The organism is Thermodesulfomicrobium sp. WS, assembly GCF_027925145.1.
Classification (GTDB): domain Bacteria; phylum Desulfobacterota; class Desulfovibrionia; order Desulfovibrionales; family Desulfomicrobiaceae; genus Thermodesulfomicrobium.
This window is the reverse complement of the sequence record NZ_AP027130.1, coordinates 319,993-343,441: the sequence shown is the minus strand read 5'-3', so window position 1 is coordinate 343,441 and position 23,449 is coordinate 319,993. Positions and strand designations below refer to the sequence as shown.

At 61.5% G+C, this 23,449-nt stretch carries 17 protein-coding genes and 1 pseudogene; 9 read left to right on the top strand and 9 right to left on the bottom strand.

Going from position 1 to position 23,449, the window contains the following annotated elements; translation table 11 throughout:
- From QMF81_RS01755 to QMF81_RS01735, 5 genes are all read right to left on the bottom strand, one after another.
- The gene (locus QMF81_RS01755; RefSeq protein WP_281751451.1) at positions 1-495 is read right to left on the bottom strand and encodes a bifunctional adenosylcobinamide kinase/adenosylcobinamide-phosphate guanylyltransferase; all 495 of its coding nucleotides are present in this window, start codon (positions 493-495) and stop codon (positions 1-3) included.
- The gene (gene cbiR / locus QMF81_RS01750; protein ID WP_281751449.1) at positions 483-1,214 is read right to left on the bottom strand and encodes a cobamide remodeling phosphodiesterase CbiR; all 732 of its coding nucleotides are present in this window, start codon (positions 1,212-1,214) and stop codon (positions 483-485) included. Before cbiR ends, QMF81_RS01755 begins: the two co-directional genes overlap by 13 nt.
- The gene (locus QMF81_RS01745; protein ID WP_281751447.1) at positions 1,211-4,189 is read right to left on the bottom strand and encodes a UvrD-helicase domain-containing protein; all 2,979 of its coding nucleotides are present in this window, start codon (positions 4,187-4,189) and stop codon (positions 1,211-1,213) included. The genes cbiR and QMF81_RS01745 overlap by 4 nt, the downstream gene beginning before the upstream one ends.
- Entirely contained in the window at positions 4,186-5,193 is a 1,008-nt protein-coding gene (locus tag QMF81_RS01740; RefSeq protein WP_281751445.1) for an ATP-binding protein, read from the bottom strand. The genes QMF81_RS01745 and QMF81_RS01740 overlap by 4 nt, the downstream gene beginning before the upstream one ends.
- Before the next feature lie 586 nt (positions 5,194-5,779).
- Positions 5,780-6,553 carry a MogA/MoaB family molybdenum cofactor biosynthesis protein gene (locus QMF81_RS01735; protein WP_281751443.1) on the bottom strand — a complete coding sequence of 258 codons (774 nt, stop codon included), beginning with the start codon at positions 6,551-6,553 and terminating at the stop codon, positions 5,780-5,782.
- Positions 6,554-6,982: 429 nt separating this feature from the next.
- Here QMF81_RS01735 and QMF81_RS01730 point away from each other — a divergent pair, with 429 nt between their 5' ends.
- From QMF81_RS01730 to QMF81_RS01710, 5 genes are read left to right on the top strand one after another with little or no spacing between them, the layout of a single operon-like run.
- Positions 6,983-9,226 carry a vitamin B12-dependent ribonucleotide reductase gene (locus QMF81_RS01730; RefSeq protein WP_281751441.1) on the top strand — a complete coding sequence of 748 codons (2,244 nt, stop codon included), beginning with the start codon at positions 6,983-6,985 and terminating at the stop codon, positions 9,224-9,226.
- A 16-nt stretch (positions 9,227-9,242) separates the two neighbouring features.
- Positions 9,243-9,893 (top strand): ATP-binding cassette domain-containing protein, encoded by a 651-nt coding sequence (locus QMF81_RS01725; RefSeq protein WP_281751439.1) that lies wholly within the window; start codon positions 9,243-9,245, stop codon positions 9,891-9,893.
- On the top strand, positions 9,890-10,747 hold the full coding sequence (locus QMF81_RS01720) for a hypothetical protein (protein ID WP_281751419.1): 858 nt from the start codon (positions 9,890-9,892) through the stop codon (positions 10,745-10,747). Before QMF81_RS01725 ends, QMF81_RS01720 begins: the two co-directional genes overlap by 4 nt.
- A 15-nt stretch (positions 10,748-10,762) precedes the next feature.
- Positions 10,763-12,424, top strand: coding sequence for a dihydroxy-acid dehydratase (gene ilvD, locus QMF81_RS01715; RefSeq protein WP_281751418.1), 1,662 nt, complete (start codon positions 10,763-10,765; stop codon positions 12,422-12,424).
- Positions 12,425-12,462: 38 nt separating this feature from the next.
- Positions 12,463-13,083 carry a methyltransferase domain-containing protein gene (locus QMF81_RS01710; protein WP_281751416.1) on the top strand — a complete coding sequence of 207 codons (621 nt, stop codon included), beginning with the start codon at positions 12,463-12,465 and terminating at the stop codon, positions 13,081-13,083.
- 4 nt (positions 13,084-13,087) lie between these two features.
- Here QMF81_RS01710 and QMF81_RS01705 read toward each other — a convergent pair whose 3' ends face one another.
- Positions 13,088-13,504 carry a secondary thiamine-phosphate synthase enzyme YjbQ gene (locus QMF81_RS01705; RefSeq protein ID WP_281752901.1) on the bottom strand — a complete coding sequence of 139 codons (417 nt, stop codon included), beginning with the start codon at positions 13,502-13,504 and terminating at the stop codon, positions 13,088-13,090.
- Between the two features lie 23 nt (positions 13,505-13,527).
- Here QMF81_RS01705 and QMF81_RS01700 point away from each other — a divergent pair.
- Positions 13,528-14,962: pseudogene (locus tag QMF81_RS01700) on the top strand (malate synthase G); the annotation flags it as partial.
- Positions 14,963-14,980: 18 nt separating this feature from the next.
- On the opposite strand, the gene QMF81_RS01695 reads toward QMF81_RS01700, so the two are convergent.
- Positions 14,981-15,742, bottom strand: coding sequence for a 2-amino-3,7-dideoxy-D-threo-hept-6-ulosonate synthase (locus tag QMF81_RS01695; protein ID WP_281751414.1), 762 nt, complete (start codon positions 15,740-15,742; stop codon positions 14,981-14,983).
- An 11-nt stretch (positions 15,743-15,753) separates the two neighbouring features.
- Positions 15,754-16,962 carry an RsmB/NOP family class I SAM-dependent RNA methyltransferase gene (locus QMF81_RS01690; protein ID WP_281751412.1) on the bottom strand — a complete coding sequence of 403 codons (1,209 nt, stop codon included), beginning with the start codon at positions 16,960-16,962 and terminating at the stop codon, positions 15,754-15,756.
- A gap of 37 nt (positions 16,963-16,999) precedes the next feature.
- Between QMF81_RS01690 and QMF81_RS01685 the strand changes: the two genes are divergently transcribed.
- Genes QMF81_RS01685 through QMF81_RS01675 form a run of 3 tightly spaced genes read left to right on the top strand, consistent with a single transcriptional unit; the run spans position 17,000 to position 20,566 of the window.
- Positions 17,000-17,929: an RluA family pseudouridine synthase gene (locus tag QMF81_RS01685; protein WP_281751410.1), complete on the top strand. Its 930-nt coding sequence runs from the start codon at positions 17,000-17,002 to the stop codon at positions 17,927-17,929.
- On the top strand, positions 17,926-19,374 hold the full coding sequence (locus QMF81_RS01680) for a glycosyltransferase family 39 protein (RefSeq protein ID WP_281751408.1): 1,449 nt from the start codon (positions 17,926-17,928) through the stop codon (positions 19,372-19,374). Before QMF81_RS01685 ends, QMF81_RS01680 begins: the two co-directional genes overlap by 4 nt.
- Before the next feature lie 16 nt (positions 19,375-19,390).
- The gene (locus QMF81_RS01675; RefSeq protein WP_281751406.1) at positions 19,391-20,566 is read left to right on the top strand and encodes a class I SAM-dependent methyltransferase; all 1,176 of its coding nucleotides are present in this window, start codon (positions 19,391-19,393) and stop codon (positions 20,564-20,566) included.
- A 17-nt stretch (positions 20,567-20,583) separates the two neighbouring features.
- Here QMF81_RS01675 and QMF81_RS01670 read toward each other — a convergent pair whose 3' ends face one another.
- Positions 20,584-23,400: an insulinase family protein gene (locus QMF81_RS01670; RefSeq protein ID WP_281751404.1), complete on the bottom strand. Its 2,817-nt coding sequence runs from the start codon at positions 23,398-23,400 to the stop codon at positions 20,584-20,586.
- Positions 23,401-23,449: the final 49 nt, after the last annotated feature.

Genomic DNA, 23,449 nt, shown 5'->3' with positions numbered 1-23,449 from the left:
TCACTTGAGGGTTTGGGGGAACCCAGCCACCACCAGATAGACGTGCTGGCACACGGCCGCAAGCTTCTGGTGCAGCCCCCCCAGGGCACGGGCCAAAGTCCGGGCTCCAGCATCCATGACCAGGGGAGAAAGCCCCATTTCCTGAGATACCATAAGAAGCCGCCCCTGCCGCCAGTTTTCCACTGTCTCGATCAACGCCGCGCTCTCGGAAGACCACACCCCGGCATCCAGGGCGGCAAAGGCCCAAAAATCGAGGCTCTCCACCAAGACGGACGCCCCTTGCAGACTCCTGAGCGCTGTCGCCAGATGCACGCCACACTCCACCACCGGCAAATGCCCCGGACGCTCTCGGCGGTGCGCCTCGATCTGCTCTCGAAAGCCAAGGTCATGGGCCTTGCCCGTGGCGAGCAAGACCGGATGAGGAAGAGCAAGCAGCCGCTCCACGGCAAAACGGGATTTGCCCGAAGCAGCGCCGCCTAAAATCAGCTCGACCACGAAAGCCCCCACGCCTGCGCCCATTGGGAAAGGGTTGTCATGCTCGCCTCCCAATGGGACCAGGAAAAGACTTCCAGCACCAACGACACCGGTGTGGCTGCCGCGCAGGCAGCGGTGGCGCAGAGCATCTGCCGCAAGAGTTCTGGGTCCGGAAACGCCCCAAGGGGCAGGTGTCGCCCTGAAGGTTCGCCGCCGTAGACGTGCAGCAGACGGACGCGGGAAAAGAAACCCGGCAGGTCGAGGATACGGTGCTGGCCATAGGTGACGAGGTGCCCCACATCCAAACACACCCCAAGGTTATATGCCTCGATCAGCGGCCACACGGCCGCAAGGTCGGCTCCAGGAACGTTTTCGAGGACCAGGGACGCCGCCAGCTTGGGAGAGCGCTCCAGAAGCCCTTCGAGCTGGTCGGGCGATGGCGGATGCAGCACCAAGGCGTGCGGGCTGACGAAGGCGGCCTTGTGGACCAAGGCCTCGATGGCCGCTCCCGCGGCCTCCACACCGCGCTCCCATGGCACATCCAGCGGCAAGTGCACGTGATAGCGCAGGGGAAGGGTGGCAAGATCCGGGGGAAGGTCCTCCTCGCCGTACGCGAGACACGCCTCGGTCTCCAAAAACATGAGCGCCACTTCAGGCACCACGCCGGCCAGGCGCGCACACGCCGATCCAACGGGAAGCGGATACACACACGAAGGGGCTGCACGGCGAAACACGTTCATGGAAACACCAATTGCCGGGAGACGACTTTGGTGCGTGTATCCACAAATCGCACCACATCGTTGGGAATCTGGGAAAGAAACCGCGACGGCGCCATGGTCTGCACCTTTCCCCACAGACGGCGCTGCCGAGAAGAGGTGAGCACAAGACGCCGCTTGGCTCGGGTAAGGGCAACGTAGAAGATGCGCATTTCTTCATCCTCAGGGCTCTCCGCCCACGGCAGCAGCCCGTCTTCGAGGCACGGCACAAAAACCGTATGGAACTCCAGCCCCTTGGATCCATGAATGGTCAGAAGCGCCACCTTTTGGGCAGCGCGAAAGACCGCATGATTGGCCATATCCAGCTGGAGCTGGGAAAGGAGGCGTTCCCACGATCCTGCCTCGCGGTAGCGTCCAAGGAGCTCCTCCATAGGGGAACTTTGGGAGACTTGCGGCATCTTCCCCTGCGCGTGCAGCCAGTGCACGATGGCCGAAGGTCCACCGGCAAGGATGCCGCCGTCCACCGCAAGCTCCCCGGCAAGGGCCTGGCGCGCCGTATCGAGCACCATACGCACCACCGGATGATTCCACATGGGCTCGCCTTCGGCCCGGTACACCGGCACCCCGGCCTCGCGCAAGGCGGTTTCCACGGGAGGCATCAGGCTCTGGGCCCGCACCAAAATGGCCACATCCTCCAAGGCCAAAGGTTCTGCCGCACCGTTACCGTCCATCTGCCAATGGCCGGACTGCCCCACCATGGCGGCGATGGTGCTGGCGATCCAGCGGGCTTCTTGCTCGGCGTGGGCAAAGCTCCCCAGGCGCACCTCTCCCACGTGGTGGAACACGGGCTGAAGCATGGGATGACAAGAAAAGGGGGCCGCCACGCGGAGAATCTGCGGCGCGCTGCGGTAGTTCTGCGTCAAGCGCACCACCTGCAACCCCGGCCAGAGGGCGCGCGCGGCATCCTCCATGGGGGCTGATCCGCGAAACCCGTAGATGGACTGATCGGCATCTCCAATGAGAAACACCCCAGAACCATCTTCCCGCGCCAGCTGCCCGACGATGCGCCATTGCAACGGTGAAAGGTCCTGGGCCTCGTCCACGAGCACGTGAGCAAATCGCCGATGGTGTCCCTGGCGCAGCAATGCCAACCAGTGCTCCAAAAGGTCCGTATAGTCCCAGACCCCAAGAAGCTCTTTGCGGGCGGTGTACGCAGGGTCTGGCAAAGCGGAGAGGGTTTCCCGGCCCCGCTGCAGGGTGGCATACGCATCACGCAGCGCCCGGCCGGAAAGCTCTGGATGGGCGGCGGCGAAAACCGCCTGGGCCTCGTCTTCCGCAAGGAGAAAACGCCCATCCCCCAAGGAAGCCCAAGCCGCGGCGTGCAGGGTGTCGGCCTGCACGAGATCGGCGCTGCTTCCCAGATGGGCGCGCAGGCGCTCCCGCAGCTCTTGAGCTGCCTTGCGCGTAAAGGTCACCACAAGGATGTGCGAAAGCGGTGTCCCCTGCCTGGCCAAAGTTAAGATCCGGGCCACCAAGGTATGGGTCTTTCCGGTACCTGGACCGGCGCTCACGAGCACCGGCCCGGAAGCAGCAATGGCGGCTTGTTGTTCCGCATTGGGGGACCAAGCTTGGTCTGGGGATTGGGTTGCCGCGGCCTCCTGCAAGGACCTTCCCACTTCTTCGCGACGGCGCTGGCTGCGGCGCAAGACGTCGTGGGCAACAGGACCAAAACGCACGCGGTCTTCGGCGGTGAGGGTATGGATGCGACCATACATCCCATCATAGCCTGGCGTGCGGATCACCTTTCCTTGACGCATGCGGGAGATGGCTTCCCCGAGCAGCGGATGGAATTGGCGCAGATCGCTTTCCGGCACTTCCAAGAGCAGCGGGAGCTCCGGACCCAAGGTGGCAATCGCGCGGGCATACATCTCCTGAACGCGCTTGGAGGCCACGCCGACTCCCAAGACTTCGGCGATGATCTCTGCCAGTGGGATCGCGGAAACAAATCCCGGATGGGTGACCGGCTGTTGCGGCTCGTTACGGTCGGCCAATTGGAAGACCCGGTGCAGCACCCCAAGGGTCAGGGGTTTTCCACACTGGGGACATATTCCCTGGAGTTCTTTGGTCTGCCGGGGGGAAAGCACCACCTGGCAGGCACGGTGCCCATCGAGGTGGTATTTTCCCTCCTCCGGGAAAAACTCCACCGTGCCTAAGAATTGCGCTCGCTTGCTGGTACCGGCAAGGGCCCCGCGCAGGGCGGTGAAATCCATGGCCCCGGCAAAACGATTGGCCTCACGGCCCAGTTTTTCCCCAGAATGGGCATCGGAATTGGAGATGAGCTGGAAGCGATCCAGACTGCTCACCAGCCAGTTCATGTCCGGGTCTGAAGAAAGCCCTGTTTCCAGGGCAAAGATCTCGCTCGCCAGAGGGCCAAAGCATTCTTCGATGTGATCGAATCCCGATTGGGAACCAAACAGGGAAAACCACGGTGTCCACACATGGGCAGGCACCAGAAAGGCGTCGGCATGGACATCGAGCACCATGGCGAGCAGGTCTTGGCTGTCGAGCCCCAGAATGGGGCGGCCGTCGGCATCAAGGTTGCCGACTTTGCGCAGGCGCTCCCGCAAGGCCTTGGCCGCTTCCAGTGTCGGCAGGTATACCAGATTGTGGATTTTGCGGACGCGGCCGTTTTTTTTGTAAATGGAGCTGATCTCGGTGCTCAGCAGAAAGCGGGTGGAACCGTTCACGGCCGTGGGATACCAGGCAAGACGCTTGGCCACGCGTTCCGGATGACGCAGGGACAAAAGCCCACTTCCCTCAGGCACCAAAACTTCCTCGATGGCCTCAAGCCATGCTCCATGCAGGCAATCTCCCGTGGCCACCACGGCGATGCCTTTCACTTCCGCCCATGCGGCCAAAAGCTCGAGATCCAACTCTTTGCTCGTTGCCCGAGAATACCTGGAATGGATATGGAAATCTGTATAATAATGGGCGTTCACGAAGTCCTCGGCCGGGTCAGGGTAAAGGTCACGCCTGCATCGGGATTGGCTGCCACCTCGAGCAAGGCACCGTTTTGTGCGGCCAGACGCCGGGAAATGGCAAGCCCAAGCCCTGTGCCCTGAGGTTTGGTGGTCACGAAGGGATCAAAGCAGCGGCGCAGCATGTCCGCGGTCATGCCCGGGCCAGTGTCACGCACCAAAAGGGATTGCACTTCCGGCCCTTCGGTGTTTTCCACCACCACCTGCCGGGGGGGATCGGGCTTGCTGTCCACAGCCTGACAGGCGTTGGTGAGCACATTGCTCACGATGTGGTGCAAATGGGTGCGGTCAAACACCCAGACGGCATCCGTCACGTGCAGAATCACTTCCACCCGGGGATAGCGCAGACGTATGGTTTCCGCCGTTTCTTGCAAAAACGGGACGAGTGCAATTTCCTCCAGATAGGGATCCGAAGGCCGGGCAAAGACGAGAAAATCATGCACCAAGGCATCCAGGCGATCCACATCCCGCACCACCACGTGGGCCAGCCGACGGCGATGGGCCTCTTCCAAATCGCCAGCCATGAACAGTTGCAGACTCGCCTTGATGCCGGCCAGGGGATTTTTCATCTCGTGGGCAAGGCCGGCGGCCAAGTCCGCCACCGCCACCAAGCGCTCCATTTCCTGCACCTGTCGCTCCAGACGCTGGATTTCCGTGATGTCGGAGAAAAGCAGGATCCATCCCTCATCACCAAGGGGGGTGAGCCGAAACCCATAGACCTTGCCCCGCTCCAGGCTGTGCACGGTGTTGCGCACCGGAAGCCGAAGACGATTCTGCCAAAATGGAGCAAATTCGGGAAAAACCTCCCAAAAAGGTTTCCCTTCCACGGGTCCAGGAGCATCCACTTCCGCCATGGCCGCGGCATTGAGGGAAGTGATGCGGCCATAGGGATCGAGAAGCACCAACGACGTGTCGAGCCCATGAAACACTTTGCGTTGAAGCTCTTCCGCCTTTTTGAGGGCCATATCCCGATCATGAAGGCGGCGTAAAATCTCCAGTTCTCCGTGTTTTTGGATACGGACCAATCCGTTGACAAGCAAAAATCCAACACAAAGCATACAAAAATTGTATGCGATATATGAACCTCGAATATGATCTTCTCCCCAATAACGAGGAAAATAAAATTGAAAACATGAAAGAGAAAAAAGCAATAATATAAAAATTAAAGAAATATTTATAGATGTTTTTATTCCATGAAATTTTCCATAATAGAAAACAATTATAAAAATAATAAAAAGAAATGGACTAAAGGTAACTCCAGTCAAAAATATCCAAAATATTGAGAGTACAATATCGATGATAATTTGAGAAGAAAAAAACCAATGATCATGAAGAAACCAGCGTTGGAGCAAAAGATAGACGATATTCGTCCCAAATCCAAAAAAGAAAAATATTCCGTATAAAAACTGGCGCTGAGGAATAAAGACCATCTCCCGTACTGAAAGATGGAGCCACTCAGCAATCACGGTCAAAAGACAGACCGTGACAATCCCCAAGCGAGATGCAGTACACTTGAGGAAAAAAGAGCGCAGCTGCAGGGCAAAGGTCACGTCAATGGTGGGAACCACAGTCGGAGTCATCTCCCTGGAGCTTGGCGATGGCGTGGGGCAAAGCGGCAAGCACTGCAGCCAAATTTTCTCGGACAGCCTTGGGACTTCCGGGGAGATTGAGGACGATACTTTCCCCCAAAGTGCCTGCCACTGCCCGGGAAATGGCGGCATGGGGGGTTTTTTGCAGGGCAGTGAGCATCATGGCGGTTTCGAGCCCGGGCAAACGTCGCTCGATAGCCGCCAGGGTCACCTCTGGGGTGATGTCCCGCGGGGCCACGCCAGTGCCGCCGCTGGTGACGACGAGATCGTATCCCTGCACCAAGCAGAGGTCCATGAGATAGCGCTTGAGCGTCGGGGCATCATCAGGGATGACCACCATGGCATGGGTGGTCACGGAAAGGGACTCCTGAAGCAGCTCCAAGACCGCAGGCCCGCTGGTATCTTCCCGTTCTCCACGAGACCCCTTATCGCTCAAGGTGACCACAGCCACTGCCAGACCAGGCCGCGCCAGCTCCACGGTGGAAGCCCCCTGGGCAAGCCTTCCCGAGGTGATCCGACATGCCACCAATTGGTGGAGCATTCCTTGGGTGTCCGGACAGATGCTCACGGCGTCGACCACCACTTGGGTGTTGCGCACGGTACACACATCGCCGACGCGCAAACGCCGCGGCGCTTCTTCGATACGCACCGGACAGGGCAGGGGCGCTTCCGATCCCGGTACCGCCACCCAGGCCCAAAAATTCGTACTCGAGAGACGATTGGCAACGAGATGCATATGAGGCCTCCTGATACATATGGCGATCGCTGCCTAGCAAAGGCATGCCCCTCTGTCATCCTTGGAAACACCTCGACCATACCGTCTGAGGAGGACCAAGACCGCTTCCCCAAAGAACAGCTGTGGAACAAAGGCGTGGCAATTGTGCTTCACTGGTTCCCGGACAGCCTCTCATCTTCCGCGGTGTCTCTCGTGTTGGCTGGCATGTTGGTGAGCGTCTCATAATTTATTAAATAAATTCAAATAAATATTATCAAAAAGAACAGAGAAACATCCCCTACTTTTTTCCACAACCTTTTCTCTTTTCCAAACAGTTGGCGTTCTTGTTTCCAGATCCTCCTAACGAAGAGCACATTGCGGTTCCCCCGGCGGTAGGCTACACAGGGGGACACTTCGTCTCCACGTTTCCTTCTTTTGAGGTGATCCAAAATGTCCATTCCCATGCCTTCGGATCTGCCGCCGGTGCACCTCTGCGCCAACGCCGAGCTCGTACTCACCAAGCGCTACCTTCGCAAAGATCTTCAAGGAAAACCCACGGAAACTCCGCAGGAACTTTTCTGGCGCGTGGCTTCGTCCATTGCCCACGTGGAAACCCGCTATCCGAAATCGCCCTGGAAAGCACCCGAACTGGCCCGGGTCTTTTACGACCTGATGGTGCACCGGATATTTCTTCCCAATTCTCCGACCCTGATGAACGCCGGCACCGAGCTGGGGCAGCTGGCCGCCTGCTTCGTGCTCCCCGTGGGCGACTCCATGGAGGAAATCTTCGATGCCGTGAAACACGCCGCCCTCATCCACAAATCCGGCGGTGGTACGGGATTTTCCTTTTCTCGGCTGCGGCCGCACAAAAGTCGGGTGGGATCCACCGGAGGCATTGCCTCGGGGCCGCTTTCCTTTCTCAAGATTTTCAACACCGCCACCGAGCAGGTGAAGCAGGGAGGCACCCGGCGCGGGGCCAATATGGGGATTTTGCGGGTGGACCATCCGGATATCCTGGACTTCATCCGCGCCAAGGAAAAAGACGGCGAACTCAACAATTTCAATCTTTCCGTTGCCCTCACCGAAGCCTTCATGCAGGCGGTGGAGCGCGACGAGGAATATCCTCTCATTGCCCCGCACACCGGCAATATCGTCCGCACCTTGAAGGCCCGGGAAGTGTTCGATCTCTTGGTGCGCAAGGCCTGGGAGAGCGGAGATCCAGGCATCATCTTCATTGATCGCATCAACCGAGACAACCCCACCCCCGACCAAGGGGAGATCGAAAGCACCAATCCGTGCGGCGAGCAGCCGCTCCTTCCGTACGAGGCGTGTAATCTTGGATCCATCAATCTTGCACAATTCGTGGACCATGAACAGGACACCCCGATTCAATGGCAAAAGCTCCGGGAGACGATCCATCTTGCCGTGCGCTTTCTCGACAATGTTATCGATGCGTCGCAGTATCCCCTTGCCCGCATTACCGAAACTGTTGAGCGCAACCGCAAGATCGGTCTTGGAGTCATGGGATGGGCGGACATGCTCTTTCAACTGCGCATTCCCTATGATTCTCCTCAAGCACTGGAGCTTGCCGAAGAGGTCATGGCGTTCATCCAGCGCGAGAGCAAAACGGCTTCCGCAATGCTGGCCGAAGAGCGCGGGCCATTTCCTGCTTACACTACTTCGGTCTATGCCGCCCGTGGGGAAGGCCCGTACCGTAACGCCACCACGACCACCATTGCGCCCACAGGCACACTCTCCATCTTAGCGGGATGTTCTTCGGGTATCGAGCCACTCTTCGCCCTGGCTTTTGTGCGCCAAGTCATGGAAGGGGAAAAACTGCGCGAGATCAATCCCTATTTCCTTGAAGCCCTCCGGGAAGTGGATGGAGTCGATGAGCAGGCCGTTGTGGAGCATGTGCTTGCCACGGGTTCGGTCCAGGGACTTTCCTTTCTCCCGGAATCGGTGCGCCAGGTCTTTGTGACGGCAATGGATATCGAGCCTGTATGGCATTTGAAGATGCAGGCCGCTTTCCAGCGCCATACGGACAATGCCGTCTCCAAGACGGTCAACCTCCCCAATAGTGCCACGGAAGAAGACATCCGCACCATCTATATGTTGGCCTACGAGGAAGGTTGCAAAGGGGTGACCGTGTACCGCGACGGCTGCAAGGCAAGCCAAGTGCTCTGTACTGGAGACGGCCCTACCAACAAAGAAGACAAGCCCAAAGCTCTGGGGGAGTGCACCCCCATGGAGCGGCCGGATATCGTGTATGGATTCACCCAAAAGGTAAAGACTGGCTTGGGAGATCTCTATCTCACCGTCAACGAGATCGACGGTCGTCCCTTTGAAGTCTTTGCCACCATCGGCCGTTCTGGCCGCTCCATCACCGCCAAGGCGGAAGCCATCGGCCGCTTGGTGTCCTTGGCGCTGCGTTCAGGCATCCACGTGCGCGAGATCGTCAAGCAGCTCAAAGGCATCGGCGGCGAGCATCCGGTATTCCAGAAAAAAGGCATGCTTCTCTCCATTCCCGATGCCGTTGCCTGGGTATTGGCCCAGCACTACCTGGGCGGGGAAAATATCCCGCAATCGAGGACGACGCTGGTGAAACCCATTTGTCCGGATTGTGGACGAGAATTGACATTCCAAGAGGGCTGCTTCTTGTGCGCAGCATGTGGATTTACCCGCTGCGGATGATTGCAGTTGGCTTCCCATGATCGATGTTGCTCATCTCTCCTTTGCCTTTGGCGCCCATATGGTGCTCCAAGACGTTTCCTTTACCTTAGGACAAGGGGAATTTGCGTTTCTCATGGGGCCATCGGGATCTGGAAAAACGACGCTGCTGCGCATCCTTCATGGTGCCCTGCCGCTGACTCGGGGAAGGGCCTCGGTGGCAGGATTGGAACTCCGCAAAATATCCTCATGGAACCGACACCTTTTGCGCCGCATGGTCAGCGTCGTCTTCCAAGATTTCAAAATACTCCCTCATCGTACGGTCTTTGATAATGTTGCACTGCCTTTGTTTGTTCGGGGGACTGCACAAGATATCATCCAGAAGCGGGTGGCGGTGGTATTACGAAGCCTGCATCTGGAAGAGAAAATCCATGTGCACTGCGAAGAGCTTTCCGGCGGTGAGCAGCAACGGGTTGCCGTGGCGCGCGCCATTGTGGTCAAACCGAAAGTGCTTCTGGCCGATGAACCCACGGGGAATCTCGATCGTACCCTTGCTTTGCGCATGATGGATGTCTTTCGGCAATTCAATCGATTTGGAACAACAGTACTTCTGGCAACCCATAATCCGGAAATGGTTGCACGTGTCCCGGAAGCGCGCGTCCTGAATATTCAGGAGGGCCGAATCGTATGATGCCTTTTCGTCTCATTTCCCAAGGAGTGCGTGATCTTTTTCGGACTCCGCTTTCCTTGGCGACAACCGTGCTTTCGCTGACGGTGGTTATTTTTTTGGGAAGTGCCTTTCTTTTTGTTATTTATAATCTCGACAGAAATATTAAAGCATCTCAAGGTGAAGTTGTTTTTCAAATCTACTGGAAACCCGATGCACCCAAAGAGGCCGTTTTTCAGCATTGGAGTGCCATTGGCGAGATGCCCGGCGTCATTTCCTTGGAGACGTTCACACCACTGGACGCGCTGAACAAGCTCAAAGATCGATTTTCCATTGAAGAGAATCTTTCTCTGGAGACAACTCTCCCCTATACCGCGTTGGTCTATGCCCGCATACCGGAAGTGGACCCGAGGGCATGGATGCATGCCATGCATGATCGTTTGCTTGCGCTTCCTGGTGTCGAACAGGTCCATTATGATCCCCTGCGGGTGGACGGCGCAGCATCGTGGTTTGCCTGGAGCAAACGTCTCTTCATTCCTGTTGCCGCAGTGCTTTTGACGTTGATTGCCCTTGCGAGCGGCGTTGCGGTACGGGTCACCATTGCAGCGAAACGAGAAGAACTGGAGATTTTGAGTCTCATCGGCGCAAGCCCTTTTTTCATGCGTGTTCCCCTCGTGGTGAGTGCAGCCACCCAAGGGATTTTGGCGAGTCTTTTGGCTCTTGCTATGCTTTATGGTATCCATAACTATCTTCAAAATATGCTTCAAGGAACGCTTTTTGCGTTTTCTTTTCTTCCACAATCGTATATTTTCATGTGTATTGGAACAGTAACGCTTTTTTCTATGCTCGGTTCGTGTTTATCTTTTCGTCAATTTTAAAAATTGGGGTTGGTTATGCGTCGCAGCTCGGTGATGACTTCTGGACTCGAAAAAGCGCCACATCGATCTCTTCTGTATGCTCTTGGACTCACCCAAGAAGAAATGGGGCGGCCGCTCATTGGTGTCGTCAATTCCGCCAATGAGATTGTTCCCGGGCATATGCATCTTCATACCATCGCGCAGGCAGTCAAAGACGGGGTACGTATGGCGGGTGGAGTTCCCATGGAATTTCCGGTCATCGGTGTCTGCGATGGGCTTGCCATGAACCACGCCGGCATGCGCATGAGCTTGCCCAGCCGGGAACTCATTGCCGATAGCATTGAAATCTGTGCCGTGGCGCTCCCGTTTGACGGGTTGGTGTTCATCCCCAATTGCGACAAAGTCGTTCCCGGCATGCTCATGGCCATGGCCCGCCTCAATATCCCAAGCATCATGGTCAGCGGTGGTCCCATGTATGCCGGACGCCATGGCGGCGCTGCGGTGGATCTCATCACGGTGTTCGAAGGCGTGGGCAAGGTGCGCTCCGGTGCCATGACCGAGGCCGAACTGGAAGAGCTCGCCCAATGCGCCTGCCCGGGCTGTGGTTCGTGCGCCGGCATGTTTACGGCCAATTCCATGAACTGCTTGTGCGAGGCCTTGGGGGTCGCCTTGCCGGGCAACGGGACCATCCCGGCTGCCACCAGCGCCCGGCTGCGCCTGGCCAAAGAGGCGGGTATACGGGTGATGGATCTGGTGCGCCAAGAGGTGCGGCCACGGGACATCATCACGGAAAAGAGCCTCAAAAACGCGGTCACTGTGGACATGGCCTTGGGGTGTTCCACCAATACCGTGCTCCACTTGCCTGCAGTGTTCCGGGAGGCAGGACTGCGCCTCGACCTCGATTTCTTCGATGCCATCAGCCGTGTCACCCCCAACTTGTGCCGCCTTTCTCCTGCAGGATCCCAGCACATCGAAGATCTGCACGAAGCAGGAGGCATCCCTGCGGTCATGAGCGAACTTGCCGGCCTCGGTATCCTCGATCTTTCCGTGCCCACGGTCACGGGAAAGACCCTGGGAGAAAATCTCGCTGGTGTCCGGGTGCTGCGTACCGATGTCATCCGGCCGGCTGCGGATCCGTATTCGCCTGAGGGCGGTATCGCCATTTTGCGCGGAAGCCTTGCCCCGGATGGGGCTGTGGTAAAGCAATCGGCCGTGGCTGCCGAGATGCTCCAGCGAGAGGCCCGCGCCCGGGTGTTCGACGGTGAGGAAGCCGCAGTGACGGCGATTTTGGGCGGCGCCATCCAGCCGGGGGACGTGGTGGTCATCCGCTACGAAGGCCCCAAAGGCGGCCCAGGCATGCGGGAGATGCTCACCCCCACTTCGGCCATCTCGGGTATGGGCCTTGGCGAGAGCGTGGCCCTCATTACCGACGGCCGTTTTAGCGGCGGCACCCGCGGGGCGGCCATCGGCCATGTGAGCCCGGAGGCAGCGGAGGCAGGGCCCATCGCCCTGGTGCAGGACGGCGATACCATTGGCATCGATATTCCCAACCGGCGTTTGGACCTGATGGTGGACGAAGCGGAACTTGCCCGGCGCAAAGCCGCCTGGAAACCGGTGCAAAAGGAAATTACTTCGCCGGTGCTGCGCCGCTATGCGCGGCTGGCGGCGTCCGCGGCCCAAGGGGCAGTGTTCGATTGAGCGATGCAGGGATCACCGGGCCCGCGTCTTTGGCTGGCATGACGACTTCGTGGGCTATTGAGCAGCTGATGGAGACCTTGATGGCCTCCTGGCCACGCCGGGGGCGGCGTCTTCTGGTGATCGGCGCTGACCCCGGGATCTATTGCCGTTTTTTGTGGTCGTGCGGTTTTGATGTTGTCTTGGCGGCGCCCAGTGCGAGAATTGTGGCCGAAGCGCGGCAATCCCTGGGAACGACGGCGGATATCCATCTGGCGCAGCCAGACCATCTCCCCTGGGAGGAAGACGCCGTGGACTACGCCCTCGTGCTCTTTGCCATGACCCCGAAAAATCGTCAGGCCGTCATCACCGAGGCCGTTCGCGTGGCCCATAGCGGGGTAATGCTGGTCTTTGGGGATACTCTGGCCCTCGCGAGGCCCTTTGCCCCTTCCTTACCCCAGGCGGGACCCTGGTGGGTGCTGCGCCGGCTCCTCCGCTTGGCCCATCCAGCAGGACACCTGCGTTCGGCCTCGGTCATCCCTTCTCTGAGGCTTCCTTGGGGCGCAAAGCCCCTGCTGGTACCGCCGGGCATCGGGCCGTGCTGCGGCATCCTGCACGATTTTTCGCCCACACCCGCCACCACACCGCTGTGGGCGTGGCGGCATGGGATGGAAGTCTCGTAGCGCTTCACTCGCCGATGATTTTGACCAGCACACGCTTTTTTCTGCGGCCGTCGAATTCCCCGTAAAAGATCTGTTCCCACGGTCCCAAATCCAGCCGACCTTCCGTGACCGCCACCACGACCTCGCGCCCCATGATCTGGCGCTTCATGTGGGCGTCGGCATTGTCTTCCCCCACGTTGTGCCGGTATTGGTGCACTGGTTCATGGGGGGCGAGCCGCTCCAGCCACGCTTCGTAATCGTGGTGGAGCCCAGCTTCATCATCGTTGATGAAGACCGATGCCGTGATGTGCATGGCGTTCACCAACGCGAGGCCTTCCCGAATACCGCTTTCCCGCAGACAGACCTCCACCTCCTGCGTGATGTTGATGAACGCCCGGCGCGTGGGCACATGAAACCAGAGTTCTTTGCGGTAGCTGCGCATCATTGCCTCCTTTCCAGCTGCATATCGACCGTTCGCACCCCATCGGCGCATCCTGCAGGCGTGAAGGACGTGGTGCTCGAGGTCGCGGTCACCACCATCGTGGACTTTGAAGACTCCATCGCCGCAGTGGACGGCGAAGACAAGGCCCTGGCCTACAGCCATTGGCTGGGCTTGGTGCGCGGCGATTTGGAAGCCGTTTTTGTCAAAGGCGCAAAGACCATGGTGCGCCGGCCGAATCCTGACCGTACGTATACGGCGGTGGACGGATTCCCCGTGACCTTGCCGGGCCGCAGCCTGCTCTTGGTGCGCAATGTGGGACATCTTATGACCACGGACGCCGTGCTTATGGACGGAGAAGAGGTCTTTGAAGGGATCCTCGATGCCATGGTCACGGGGCTGATCGCCATCCACGATCAAAAAGGCCTCGGCCGGTTTCGGAACAGCCGCACAGGGAGCGTCTACGTGGTCAAGCCCAAGATGCACGGTCCCGAAGAAGTGGCCTTTGCCTGCGAACTGTTTGCGAAGGTGGAAGACGCTTTGGGGCTTGCGCCCCGGACCATGAAGATCGGCGTCATGGACGAAGAGCGGCGCACTTCCGTCAATCTCAAGGAGTGCATCCGCGCTGCCAAGGACCGCATCATCTTCATCAATACCGGATTTTTGGACCGCACGGGCGATGAGATCCACACCAGCATGGAGGCCGGTCCCATGGTGCCCAAGGCGGCCATGAAGCGCCAACGCTGGATGCTGGCCTACGAAGACTGGAATGTGGACATCGGTCTTGCCTGTGGCTTTTCCGGCAAGGCGCAGATTGGCAAGGGCATGTGGGCCATGCCGGATCGGATGCGCCAGATGGTGGAGAGCAAAAAGTCCCATCCTTGGGCAGGGGCCAATTGCGCCTGGGTGCCTTCCCCCACCGCCGCCACCCTGCATGCCATGCACTACCACGAGGTGGACGTCTTTGCCCGCCAGGCCGCGCTTGCCGGTACGACCAGGGCCAGTTTGGACGACCTGTTGACCCTGCCCCTTTTGGACCGTGCGCTCACCCCCGAGGAGATCCAGCGCGAGCTGGACAACAATTGCCAAGGCATCCTCGGCTACGTGGTGCGCTGGATCGATCAGGGGATCGGCTGCTCCAAGGTGCCGGACATCACGGACACTGGCCTCATGGAAGACCGGGCGACGCTGCGCATCTCCAGCCAGTATGTGGCCAATTGGCTCCACCATGGTCTATGCACCCCAGAGCAGGTGCTGGCCACCTTGGAGCGCATGGCCGCGGTGGTGGACCGTCAAAATCAGGATGATCCCAATTACCGGCCCATGGGCCCGGACTTTGCCGCCAGTATTGCCTTTCAGGCGGCAAGAGACTTGATTTTCGAGGGAAGGTCCCAGCCCAACGGCTATACGGAGCCCATTTTGCATGCCAAAAGGAAGGCGCGCAAAGGGATATCCGCATAAACCGCATGGCGCGCCGTATCATTCCCCGTGGTGCACGAGGCGGCAGATCTCGTGGAGCATCTTGAAGGGGTCCTCGCTTTGGAAGACGTTTCTTCCCACGCACACACCGGCGATACCGGTATCCAGGGCTTCTTCCAGGGTACGCAGAAAACCGCGGGCGTCGCTGTTTTTGGGGCCGCCGCTGATGACTACCGGCGCCGGGCAGGCGGCCACGGCGCGGCGAAAGTTTTGATTAGGGCCGCTGTAGGCCACCTTGATGACATCGGCCCCCATTTCCGCCCCAAGGCGGATGCAATGCGCCACCAGGCTGGGGTCGGTTTCGTTGACGATCTGTCCGCCCCGGGCGTAGATCATGGCCAAAACCGGCACTCCCAGGCCATGGGCCTCGTCGATGACGGCACCGAGGTCGGCGAGCATACGCTCTTCCATGTCGTTGCCGATGTGCACCTGGACGGAAACCATGTCCGCTCCCAGGCGCAAGGCCTCGGCCACGGAGCCGACGATGGTGCGTGCATACGGGGGGATCCCGTGGCGGGTGCCGGCGGAGAGGTGGATGATCAGGTTTTGGGAAAGATCGATGGACGCCAGGTGGGTTATGGCCATGCCTTTGTGAAGGATGATGCCTTGCACCGGTACTTGCGCCAGAGTTTCCACCAGGCTGCCCACATCGTCGAGCCCCGGGAGCATGCCTTCGGACATGCCGTGATCCAACGGCACGATGACCGTGCGCTTGGAGCTCGGATGAAACAGACGTCCGGTCTTGCGAAAGACACCGATCACAGTCCCCCTCCTTAGCGATTGGTCCACATGAGGCGGCCGGCGCGCCGCGTCGCCCATCCGACAAATACCTGCTGGAAGAATACCTTGACCCGGCCATCGCTGCCGGCGTGGTGAAAGCTTTCTCCGGCGAGCAGTCGCGAGAGCATCCGTGCGTCGTCCACTTCCCAGACAGGCGCGTGCACCAGGTTTTCCAGCCGACGGCAGCCCAAATTCCATGCGATATTTTTTCCGTGGCGTCCTATTTCCAAACCTCGCCACGCAATGTCCGCAGGCAGGAGCAGGGCGAGCTTGGGGGTGAGATCCCAGACCTTGTGCCGAGGCACCAAGGTAAAGGCGTCCCAGCACGCCGCAGCATCGGGAAAAGCAGCGTGTACCGGACGGCCACCTTCCTCGGGAATGGTCCAGGCCGGGGGGGGCGGGCCATCTTTGCGCAGCATGGCCACGAAGAAGCCTTGGCCGCGGCGATCCACCACCCGCAGGCATCCCGGCTGGGTGGGCTCCAGGGCAATGCCTTGGAGCGTGGGCGGGGTTTGCGGCCTCAGGCCCAGGGCGTCTTCGGCCCAGGAGATCTGGGCTTCGTTTTCCCGGGTATTGGTGGTGCAGGTGGAGTAGACGAGGAGTCCGCCCGGGGCGAGGATTTCCGCGGCCCGGGCAAGGAGGGCGCGCTGCAGGGACTCCAGGGTCTGGGTTTTCTCCTCCCGCCACAGGCGCAGCACTTCCGGGTGCTTGTGGGCAGTGCCCCAGCCGCTGCAGGGCGCGTCCACCAGGATGCGGGGAAAGCCAAGCGTTGAGGGAAGTTTGGGAAAGCGGGCAAAGGAGGTGGTCACCACCTCCACGGCCCCGATCTGGCGCATATTGGCCCGCAGGGTCGCAAGGCGGCGGGGGCTTGGCTCATTGGCCATCACCATGCCCCTCAAGCCTACGGCCTCGGCGAGCATACCGGTCTTGCTGCCCGGACTTGCGCACAGATCCAGCACGACGTCCCCGGGGTGGGGGGCGAGCACCAGGGGCGGCACCATGGACGAGATGTCCTGGATGTAGATGAGGCCCAAGCGTGCGGCCAGGCTGCGGCCCAAGGCAAAGGGCTCCTCTTGCAGGACGCGGACTCTGGGATGCAGCAGAGCGGGCTCGAAATCAAAGCCTTCGGTCCGAAGCAGGGTCTCGATGCCGGGGACTTCGTGCTCCTGGCCGGTGATGCGAAAGGTGCGTGTGGGTTTCATGTTTGACACGCCGGGCTCTAGTCTTCATGGACACCCCGTGTCAAAGCAGGAACCAGAGCATCATCAGGGCGTGCGCCACCTGGAAGTGGCGCCGCAGCACGACGGCCGCAAGCTCTTTTCTTTCCTGCGCGCCGCCCTTGGCCCGCTGCCCCAAAGCCTGCTGCTGCGCCTGGTGCGCACCGGTCAGATCCGGGTGGATGGTCGGCGCGTGACGCCTTTTTGCCGCGTGGCGGCAGGGCAGGTGGTGCGCATCCCGCCTTTGCGCCATCTAGAGGAAAGGCCGGCGGCGTGTCCCTCCTCGTCCCCTGAGCTCCACGTGGTGTATGTGGATACGGATGTGGTGGTGGTGGATAAGCCCTCGGGCCTTCCCGTGCATCCAGGAAGCGGTTGGCAGGACGCCCTGAGCGTGCGGTTGGCCGCCCGTTTTCCGGAATTTGCCCCCATCCCGGTGCACCGCTTGGATCGCGACACTTCGGGGCTGGTGCTGTGCGCCCGCAACCACCCCACCTTGCGCCGTCTTCACGCTGCGTGGCCTTCGGTGCGCAAAGGATACCTCTGTTGGGTGGAGGGAGCGTGGCGGCTGGGGGAGACGCTCTTGACCATGGCCCTGGCCAAGAAAGGGGCGCCGGGCCGGCAAAAGGTCCAGGTGGGCGCGGGAAAATCCGCCAGCACCCAGGTGGTCCCCTTGGTGGTCCGCCGGGAGCAGAGTCTCTTGGGCGTGCTCCTCGGCACCGGCCGCACCCACCAGATCCGCGCCCACCTGGCCCATGTGGGCCATCCCATCGTGGGGGATGGCAAATACGGCCACCCCGGGCCGCGGCTCCTGCTCCACGCCACGCTGCTCCACGCTGCCCCATGGCAATGGCGTGTGCTGCCGGCCTGGCCTCTTCCCTTTACCTTGACTTCGGAACACCTCCGCATGGTTGACGCATGGACCGAGCGCATTCTCACCGGCTTTCCTGGATGATCCTTGCAGGGTTCACCCTGGTCCGCCTGGCCTTCATCCTCTCTCCCACCATCGACCTTGCCCCGGACGAGGCCCAGTATTGGGATTGGAGCCGAACGCTCCAGCTTTCGTATTACTCCAAGCCGCCGCTCATTGCCTGGTGGAATGCCCTGTGGACAACGATATTCGGTCCGACAGTCTTTGGAGTGCGTATGGGTGCGGTGGTCGGCTCGGTGCTGGTGCAGGGCATGTGGTGGTGGTGGGTGGTTCGGGTGTGGCGCGGGCCCGAGATGGCCCCGTGGGTGCTTCTCATCCTCAACACGACCGTGTTCTTGAGTGCAGGCGCGGTGCTCATGACCACCGACAACCTGCTGTTGGTGTGCTTCAGCGCGGCTGTGGTCCTGCTGCACCGCTTTCTTCAGACTGGCCGGGGGACCATGCTTCTGGCCATGGTCTTGGCTTTGGGGGTGCTTGCCAAATACACCATGCTCGCCTTCGTCCCCATGGCCCTGCTGGCTGCAGGGCTTTGGGGGCGGCGCTTTGGACTTGCCGCCGGACTTTGGCCGCGGCTGATGCTGGCCCTGGCGCTGGGCGCCGTGGCCGGTCTTTTCCCGGTGCTCCTGTGGAATGCTTTGCATGATTGGGTGGGCATCAAACACGTGCTCTACCGGGGCGCGGTCATGGGGACCAAGGCCTCCCGATGGCTGCGGTTGAGCTCTCCGCCGGAGTTTCTGGCAAGCCAAGTGGCCTTGCTCACCCCGTGGTGGGCGTATTTTCTGGTGCGTGGTCTGCGCCGCACGGCGGATCTTGATCCACAGATCGCCCTTTTGGGCCGGGCGTTTTTCTGGCCGGTCTTCGGTTTCTTCTTCCTGTGGAGTTTTCATACCAAGATCGAGGCCAACTGGGCGGTGAGCGCGTATGTGGGTGGGCTGATGCTGGTGGCGGATAGCTTCCGTCGCTTTGCCCAGAAGTCTTGGCACGCGGCGCGGCGGGTCGCCGCTTTTGGCGTGATGGTGGCCGCGGTCGTGTATCTGCAGGCCGTACTCCCCGTGCCGGGGCCGCTTTTGGCCCGCGTCATCGGCTGGCGGGATCTGGGTGAGGAAGTGGGGCGCATCATGGAGACCCTCGATGGGCCGGCCTTTGCCTTTGCCGAGGAATACGGCGTCACGGCGGAGCTCTCTTTCTATACCCCGGGGCAAAAGCGCGCCTACTGCATCGATACCGGCCGCAAGCGCAATCAGTACGACCTGTGGCCTGGACCGGGACCAGAGTTCCGCCACGCGGTGTTTGTCATGCGCGGGGTGGAGACAGCGGCCCCGCCCGAAGTCCAGGCCCTTTTTGCCACCGTGGGCCCGCCCCAGGTGCTCACCACCCGGCGCCTCTGGGTGCAGGGCCAAACCTTCACCGTGTTTGTGTGCCAGGGATTTCGCGGGACCTGGCCCAAGACCCAGTCCACGACTTTTTGACCCGAAGGAGTTCGCCATGCCCCTCATCCTCGCCCCAGGTCGGGAAAAGTCCCTGCGTCGCCGCCATCCCTGGATTTTTGCCGGCGCCATCGCCCGCCAATCCCCGACGTTTTCTCCCGGTGCGGTGGTGGACGTCTGTGACGCGCAAGGGACGTGGCTTGCCCGGGCAGGCATGAGCCCTGCCTCGCAGATCCGTGCCCGGGTATGGACCTTCGACCCGGACGAGCCGGTGGACGCCGCCTTTTTCCTGCGCCGCCTGCACGCCGCGGTGGCCCGGCGGCGCCGCTTGCCGGACTTCACCGCGTCCACGGGCTGGCGCATGGTGTTCGCCGAGTCCGACGGCTTGCCTGGGCTTGTGGTGGACGTCTACGGCGCGGTGGTGGTCTTCCAGATGGTGACCGCGGGCATGGAGGCGTGGCGCGAGGCCGTGGTGGCCGCTTTGGAGACGGTGTTTCCTGGCTGCGTCCTGGTGGAGCGCTCGGACGTTTCGGTGCGGGGAAAAGAGGGCCTTGGCCCGCGGGTCCAGGTGGTGCGCGGAAGTCTTCCCGAGCGAGTCTTTTTCGAGGAGCACGGCATCCGCATGGAAGTGGACGTACTCCACGGCCATAAGACCGGCATGTACCTCGACCAGCGGGACAACCGCCAGGCCGTGCGCCGTGCTGCTTTCGGTGCGCGGGTGCTCAATTGCTTCTGCTATACCGGCGGCTTTGGCTTGGCGGCCCTGGCGGGCGGGGCCGCGCACGTGACCCAGGTGGACGTGTCCGCACCGGCCTTGGCCCTCGCCAAGCGCCATGCCGAGGCCCATGGCTGGGGGGCCAAGGTGGAGCACGTAGAAGCCGATGTGTTCGCCTTCCTGCGCGCCCAGGCCCAGGCCGGCGCGCGCTATGACCTCATCGTCCTCGACCCGCCCAAGTTCATCGAGGCCAAGGCCGCTATCCCCCGGGGCTGCCGCGGCTATAAGGACATCAACTATTGGGCCCTGCGCCTGCTTGCGCCAGGGGGCCAGCTCTTCACCTTTTCCTGCTCAGGGCTCTTGGAAGAAAGCCTGTTCCAGAAAGTGGTGGCCGACGCCGCCCTGGACGCCGGGGTGGAGGGGCGCATCCTCGCCCGCCTCACCCAGGCCGCGGACCATCCGGTCCTGACGAGCTTTCCCGAGGCCGCCTATCTCAAGGGACTCCATCTCATGGTGTAGCGCCACGGCACAGGCCGTCACCACAGCGGACTGATGCGCATGGTGGGAAGGCGCCCGGCAGCGGCGCTGGCGTCCGGCAGCGCCGTGGGATTCGGTGCATCCGGGTGCCTCGTCCCGCTCATCTCCACGATAAGTCGCATTCCCGTGCCGCGGCGGACCGCAGTCTCCCAAAACTCCAGCAGGTTCTCTTCCGTGAGGAAAAGCAGCGCGGCGCGCAGCTGCTCCTTGCCGTTCCAGGCGGCGTTTCCCAAAAGGAGATCCCGCAGCAACCACCCCAGTTCCTCGCCCAAGGTTTGCGGCGGGGCGCTGAGGGAGGCGACAAGCCCTTGGCGCACCGTGGCAAAGGCCCCGGCCACCTCGGAAAAAGGCAGCGTCTGCGCAAAGGCTTGGATGCGTTGGGCAAGTTGCCGCGCTCCAGCTACCGGGCTTTGCACCCCAAAGCCGATGCCTGCGGCATACCCCGTCTGCACGGGAAAGGCGGTTACGATGTAGCCGAGCTGCTCTTCGGTGCGCAGCTCATGGTAGAAGCGGGCGGAGACGAGCTCCGCGGCCACCATGCTGCGCGCGCGCATCGCCGCCGAAGTCTCCGGGGCAAAAAAGGCGAGAACCGCCGCACTGTCTTCCAGGGGGACGAAGCGCTGGATCGCCAGCGCCGTCTCCCTTTGGGGAAGGACGCGCGTCAGGGGCGTGGGGGTCGCGTCCCGGAAGCCCACCACATGGGCGACGCTGTCGGCCACAGCTTGGGCCTCGGTGCGGGAGAGGTTCCCCACGACGAGCAGCTGGAAGGCGGCCTGGGCGAGCATGCGGGTACGCCATGCCTCCAGGTCCGCAGGCGTGAGCTTTTGCGTCGCTTCGAGCACGGCCTCGTGGGAAAAGGCTTGGGCACGCAGGGTGGCATACACTTGTTCCATGGCCTGACCAAAGACCCCACGGCTCTTTTCGCCGCGCAGGCTCCGGACCCGTTCGGCCCTGGCTTGGGCAAAACGCGTGGCGGACACCGGCGTTTTGAGAAAACCGAGGGCCGTGGTGAGGAGCGTTGGGGCATGATGCTGGAAGCCTTCCACCCGGACGGTGAGGTCTTCGGCGTCGGCGTCCACCTGGAGGTCGAGCCCGGCTTCCTGGGCCATGAAGCGCAGGCCCGCCTGCTCCTGCCGCCAGGCCTCCGCCCACAAGGCCGCCAGGGCGGCGTCGCGCGCGTTTGCGTCTCGGTGCAGTGCGGTGGCGCGCAGCACCATGGCCACCTTGGGCTGTTGGATGAAGCGGGAGGGCGTCCACCAGGCGCGGATGCCCCGGGCGGCGTAGACCAGTTCCGGATGGGTTTGGGGAGCGTGTGGGCGCAGCGCAAGATCCGTGGGCACGAAGGGGTTCGGCTGGGGAAGGGTTCCGCTGTCCGGTGCTGCCGCAAGGATATCGGCGGCGATGGGCTGCACCGCGTAGGGGGTGCCGTAGAAATAGGCCGCGCGGTCCGTGGCTGCGGTGGGGTCTACGGAGAAGACGCGGGCGTGCTCTGGCGTCAGGGCGTGCACGATGGCCTGCACCCGGTCCCAATCCAGGGCGTCCATGCGGTAGGGGCCGAAAAGTACGTCCTCTACGGGGTACTGCAGCATGCGGCCTGCCAGGTCCGCCGCCAGGTCAAAGCCCCGGCCCGGTGGGTCGTAGCGGAAATGGAGCGCAGCCAGCTGGCGCTGCTGGGCGAAGTACTCCTCCCATTGGCTTTGGGGGGCGCGGGCCAGGCGCTGGAAGAAGTGGAAGCAGCGCGCGGCCACGGCTTGGCGCAGGCGCGCCCCTTGGTCGGTGAGCTGGATGGTGACCGACAGGATGGCGGCGTTTCCCAGGCTTTCGGTATCCACCCCGGCAGAGAGGGACAAGGCCAGGCCCTGGCGGCGCAGTTCTTCCACCAGGCTCCCCGGGGTCTCGGCGCCGATGACCCCGGCCACCAGCTCCAGGGGTTTGGTGCGGCGGTCATCCAGGTTTTTCGGGAGCACGAAGTCCAGGCGCAGAAGCTGCATGGGCCGCACGGGCCGTATGTGCACCCACACGCCGGTCTCCTGAGGGGTGACCGCCGGGGTGGTGATGACCGGCGGGGTTTGGGCGCGCATTGGGAGTTTTTCCAGGGTCTGGCGGGCAATGGCCTCGAGCTGGTCCAGAGACTGGGGACCGGTGAGGACGACGCGCACAAGCGGCGCCGAATACCAGGTGGCGTGAAAATGGGTCAGGGCGTCGTGGAGGCGAGAGCCGGGTTTGTCCGCCAGGGTCTCCAGGTTGCCGCCGGTAAACTGTGTGGCCGGGTGCTCGGGGTTGAGGGTGGAGAAGGTGAGCATCACGAGCCGCCGGCCGTCGTCGAACTTTTTGGATTCCATCTCCGCGTGCACTGCGTGGCGCTCTTTGTCCACATATGCGGGGTCCAGCAGCGGGTAGGCCAAGGTGTCCGCCAGACGGGCAAGCCCTTCGGCCAGGGCCTCGGGGGCGGCCTCGAACACGTACACCGTGGAGCCGTAGGCGGTCATGGCGTTGGTCTGGCCGCCGTTCGCCTCCACAAAGGCCTGAAAGGCGCCGGGCTCGGGAAAATGGCGGGAGCCCAGAAAGAGCATGTGTTCCAGGAAATGCGCCAGTCCTTGCTGGGAGGCGGGGTCGTGGAGGCTTCCCACCGGCAGGGCCACGGCGGCTGCGGCCTTGGTGGCGCTGGGGTCGTGCACCACAAGGACCTGGGTCCCCTGCGGCAGGGTGATGGCGCGAAAAAGACGGGGATCGTCCGGCGCGGTGATCACGGCCTGGGCTGTGGCTGCCCACAAGAGCAGCATCAGCACCAAAGAAAAGACACGGCGCAAGTCCATGGAGTGCTCCTTGATTGGGGTGGGATGAGAACGTGCATAGTGTCCACGC

Coding starts and splice junctions, on each gene's coding strand:
- cbiR (WP_281751449.1), bottom strand. CDS start 1,214: ATGAACGTGTTTCGCCGTGCAGCCCCTTCGTGTGTGTATCCGCTTCCC.
- QMF81_RS01740 (WP_281751445.1), bottom strand. CDS start 5,193: ATGGCCCTCAAAAAGGCGGAAGAGCTTCAACGCAAAGTGTTTCATGGG.
- QMF81_RS01735 (WP_281751443.1), bottom strand. CDS start 6,553: ATGCATCTCGTTGCCAATCGTCTCTCGAGTACGAATTTTTGGGCCTGG.
- QMF81_RS01730 (WP_281751441.1), top strand. CDS start 6,983: ATGTCCATTCCCATGCCTTCGGATCTGCCGCCGGTGCACCTCTGCGCC.
- QMF81_RS01725 (WP_281751439.1), top strand. CDS start 9,243: ATGATCGATGTTGCTCATCTCTCCTTTGCCTTTGGCGCCCATATGGTG.
- QMF81_RS01720 (WP_281751419.1), top strand. CDS start 9,890: ATGATGCCTTTTCGTCTCATTTCCCAAGGAGTGCGTGATCTTTTTCGG.
- ilvD (WP_281751418.1), top strand. CDS start 10,763: ATGCGTCGCAGCTCGGTGATGACTTCTGGACTCGAAAAAGCGCCACAT.
- QMF81_RS01710 (WP_281751416.1), top strand. CDS start 12,463: ATGACGACTTCGTGGGCTATTGAGCAGCTGATGGAGACCTTGATGGCC.
- QMF81_RS01705 (WP_281752901.1), bottom strand. CDS start 13,504: ATGCGCAGCTACCGCAAAGAACTCTGGTTTCATGTGCCCACGCGCCGG.
- QMF81_RS01690 (WP_281751412.1), bottom strand. CDS start 16,962: ATGAAACCCACACGCACCTTTCGCATCACCGGCCAGGAGCACGAAGTC.
- QMF81_RS01680 (WP_281751408.1), top strand. CDS start 17,926: ATGATCCTTGCAGGGTTCACCCTGGTCCGCCTGGCCTTCATCCTCTCT.
- QMF81_RS01675 (WP_281751406.1), top strand. CDS start 19,391: ATGCCCCTCATCCTCGCCCCAGGTCGGGAAAAGTCCCTGCGTCGCCGC.
- QMF81_RS01670 (WP_281751404.1), bottom strand. CDS start 23,400: ATGGACTTGCGCCGTGTCTTTTCTTTGGTGCTGATGCTGCTCTTGTGG.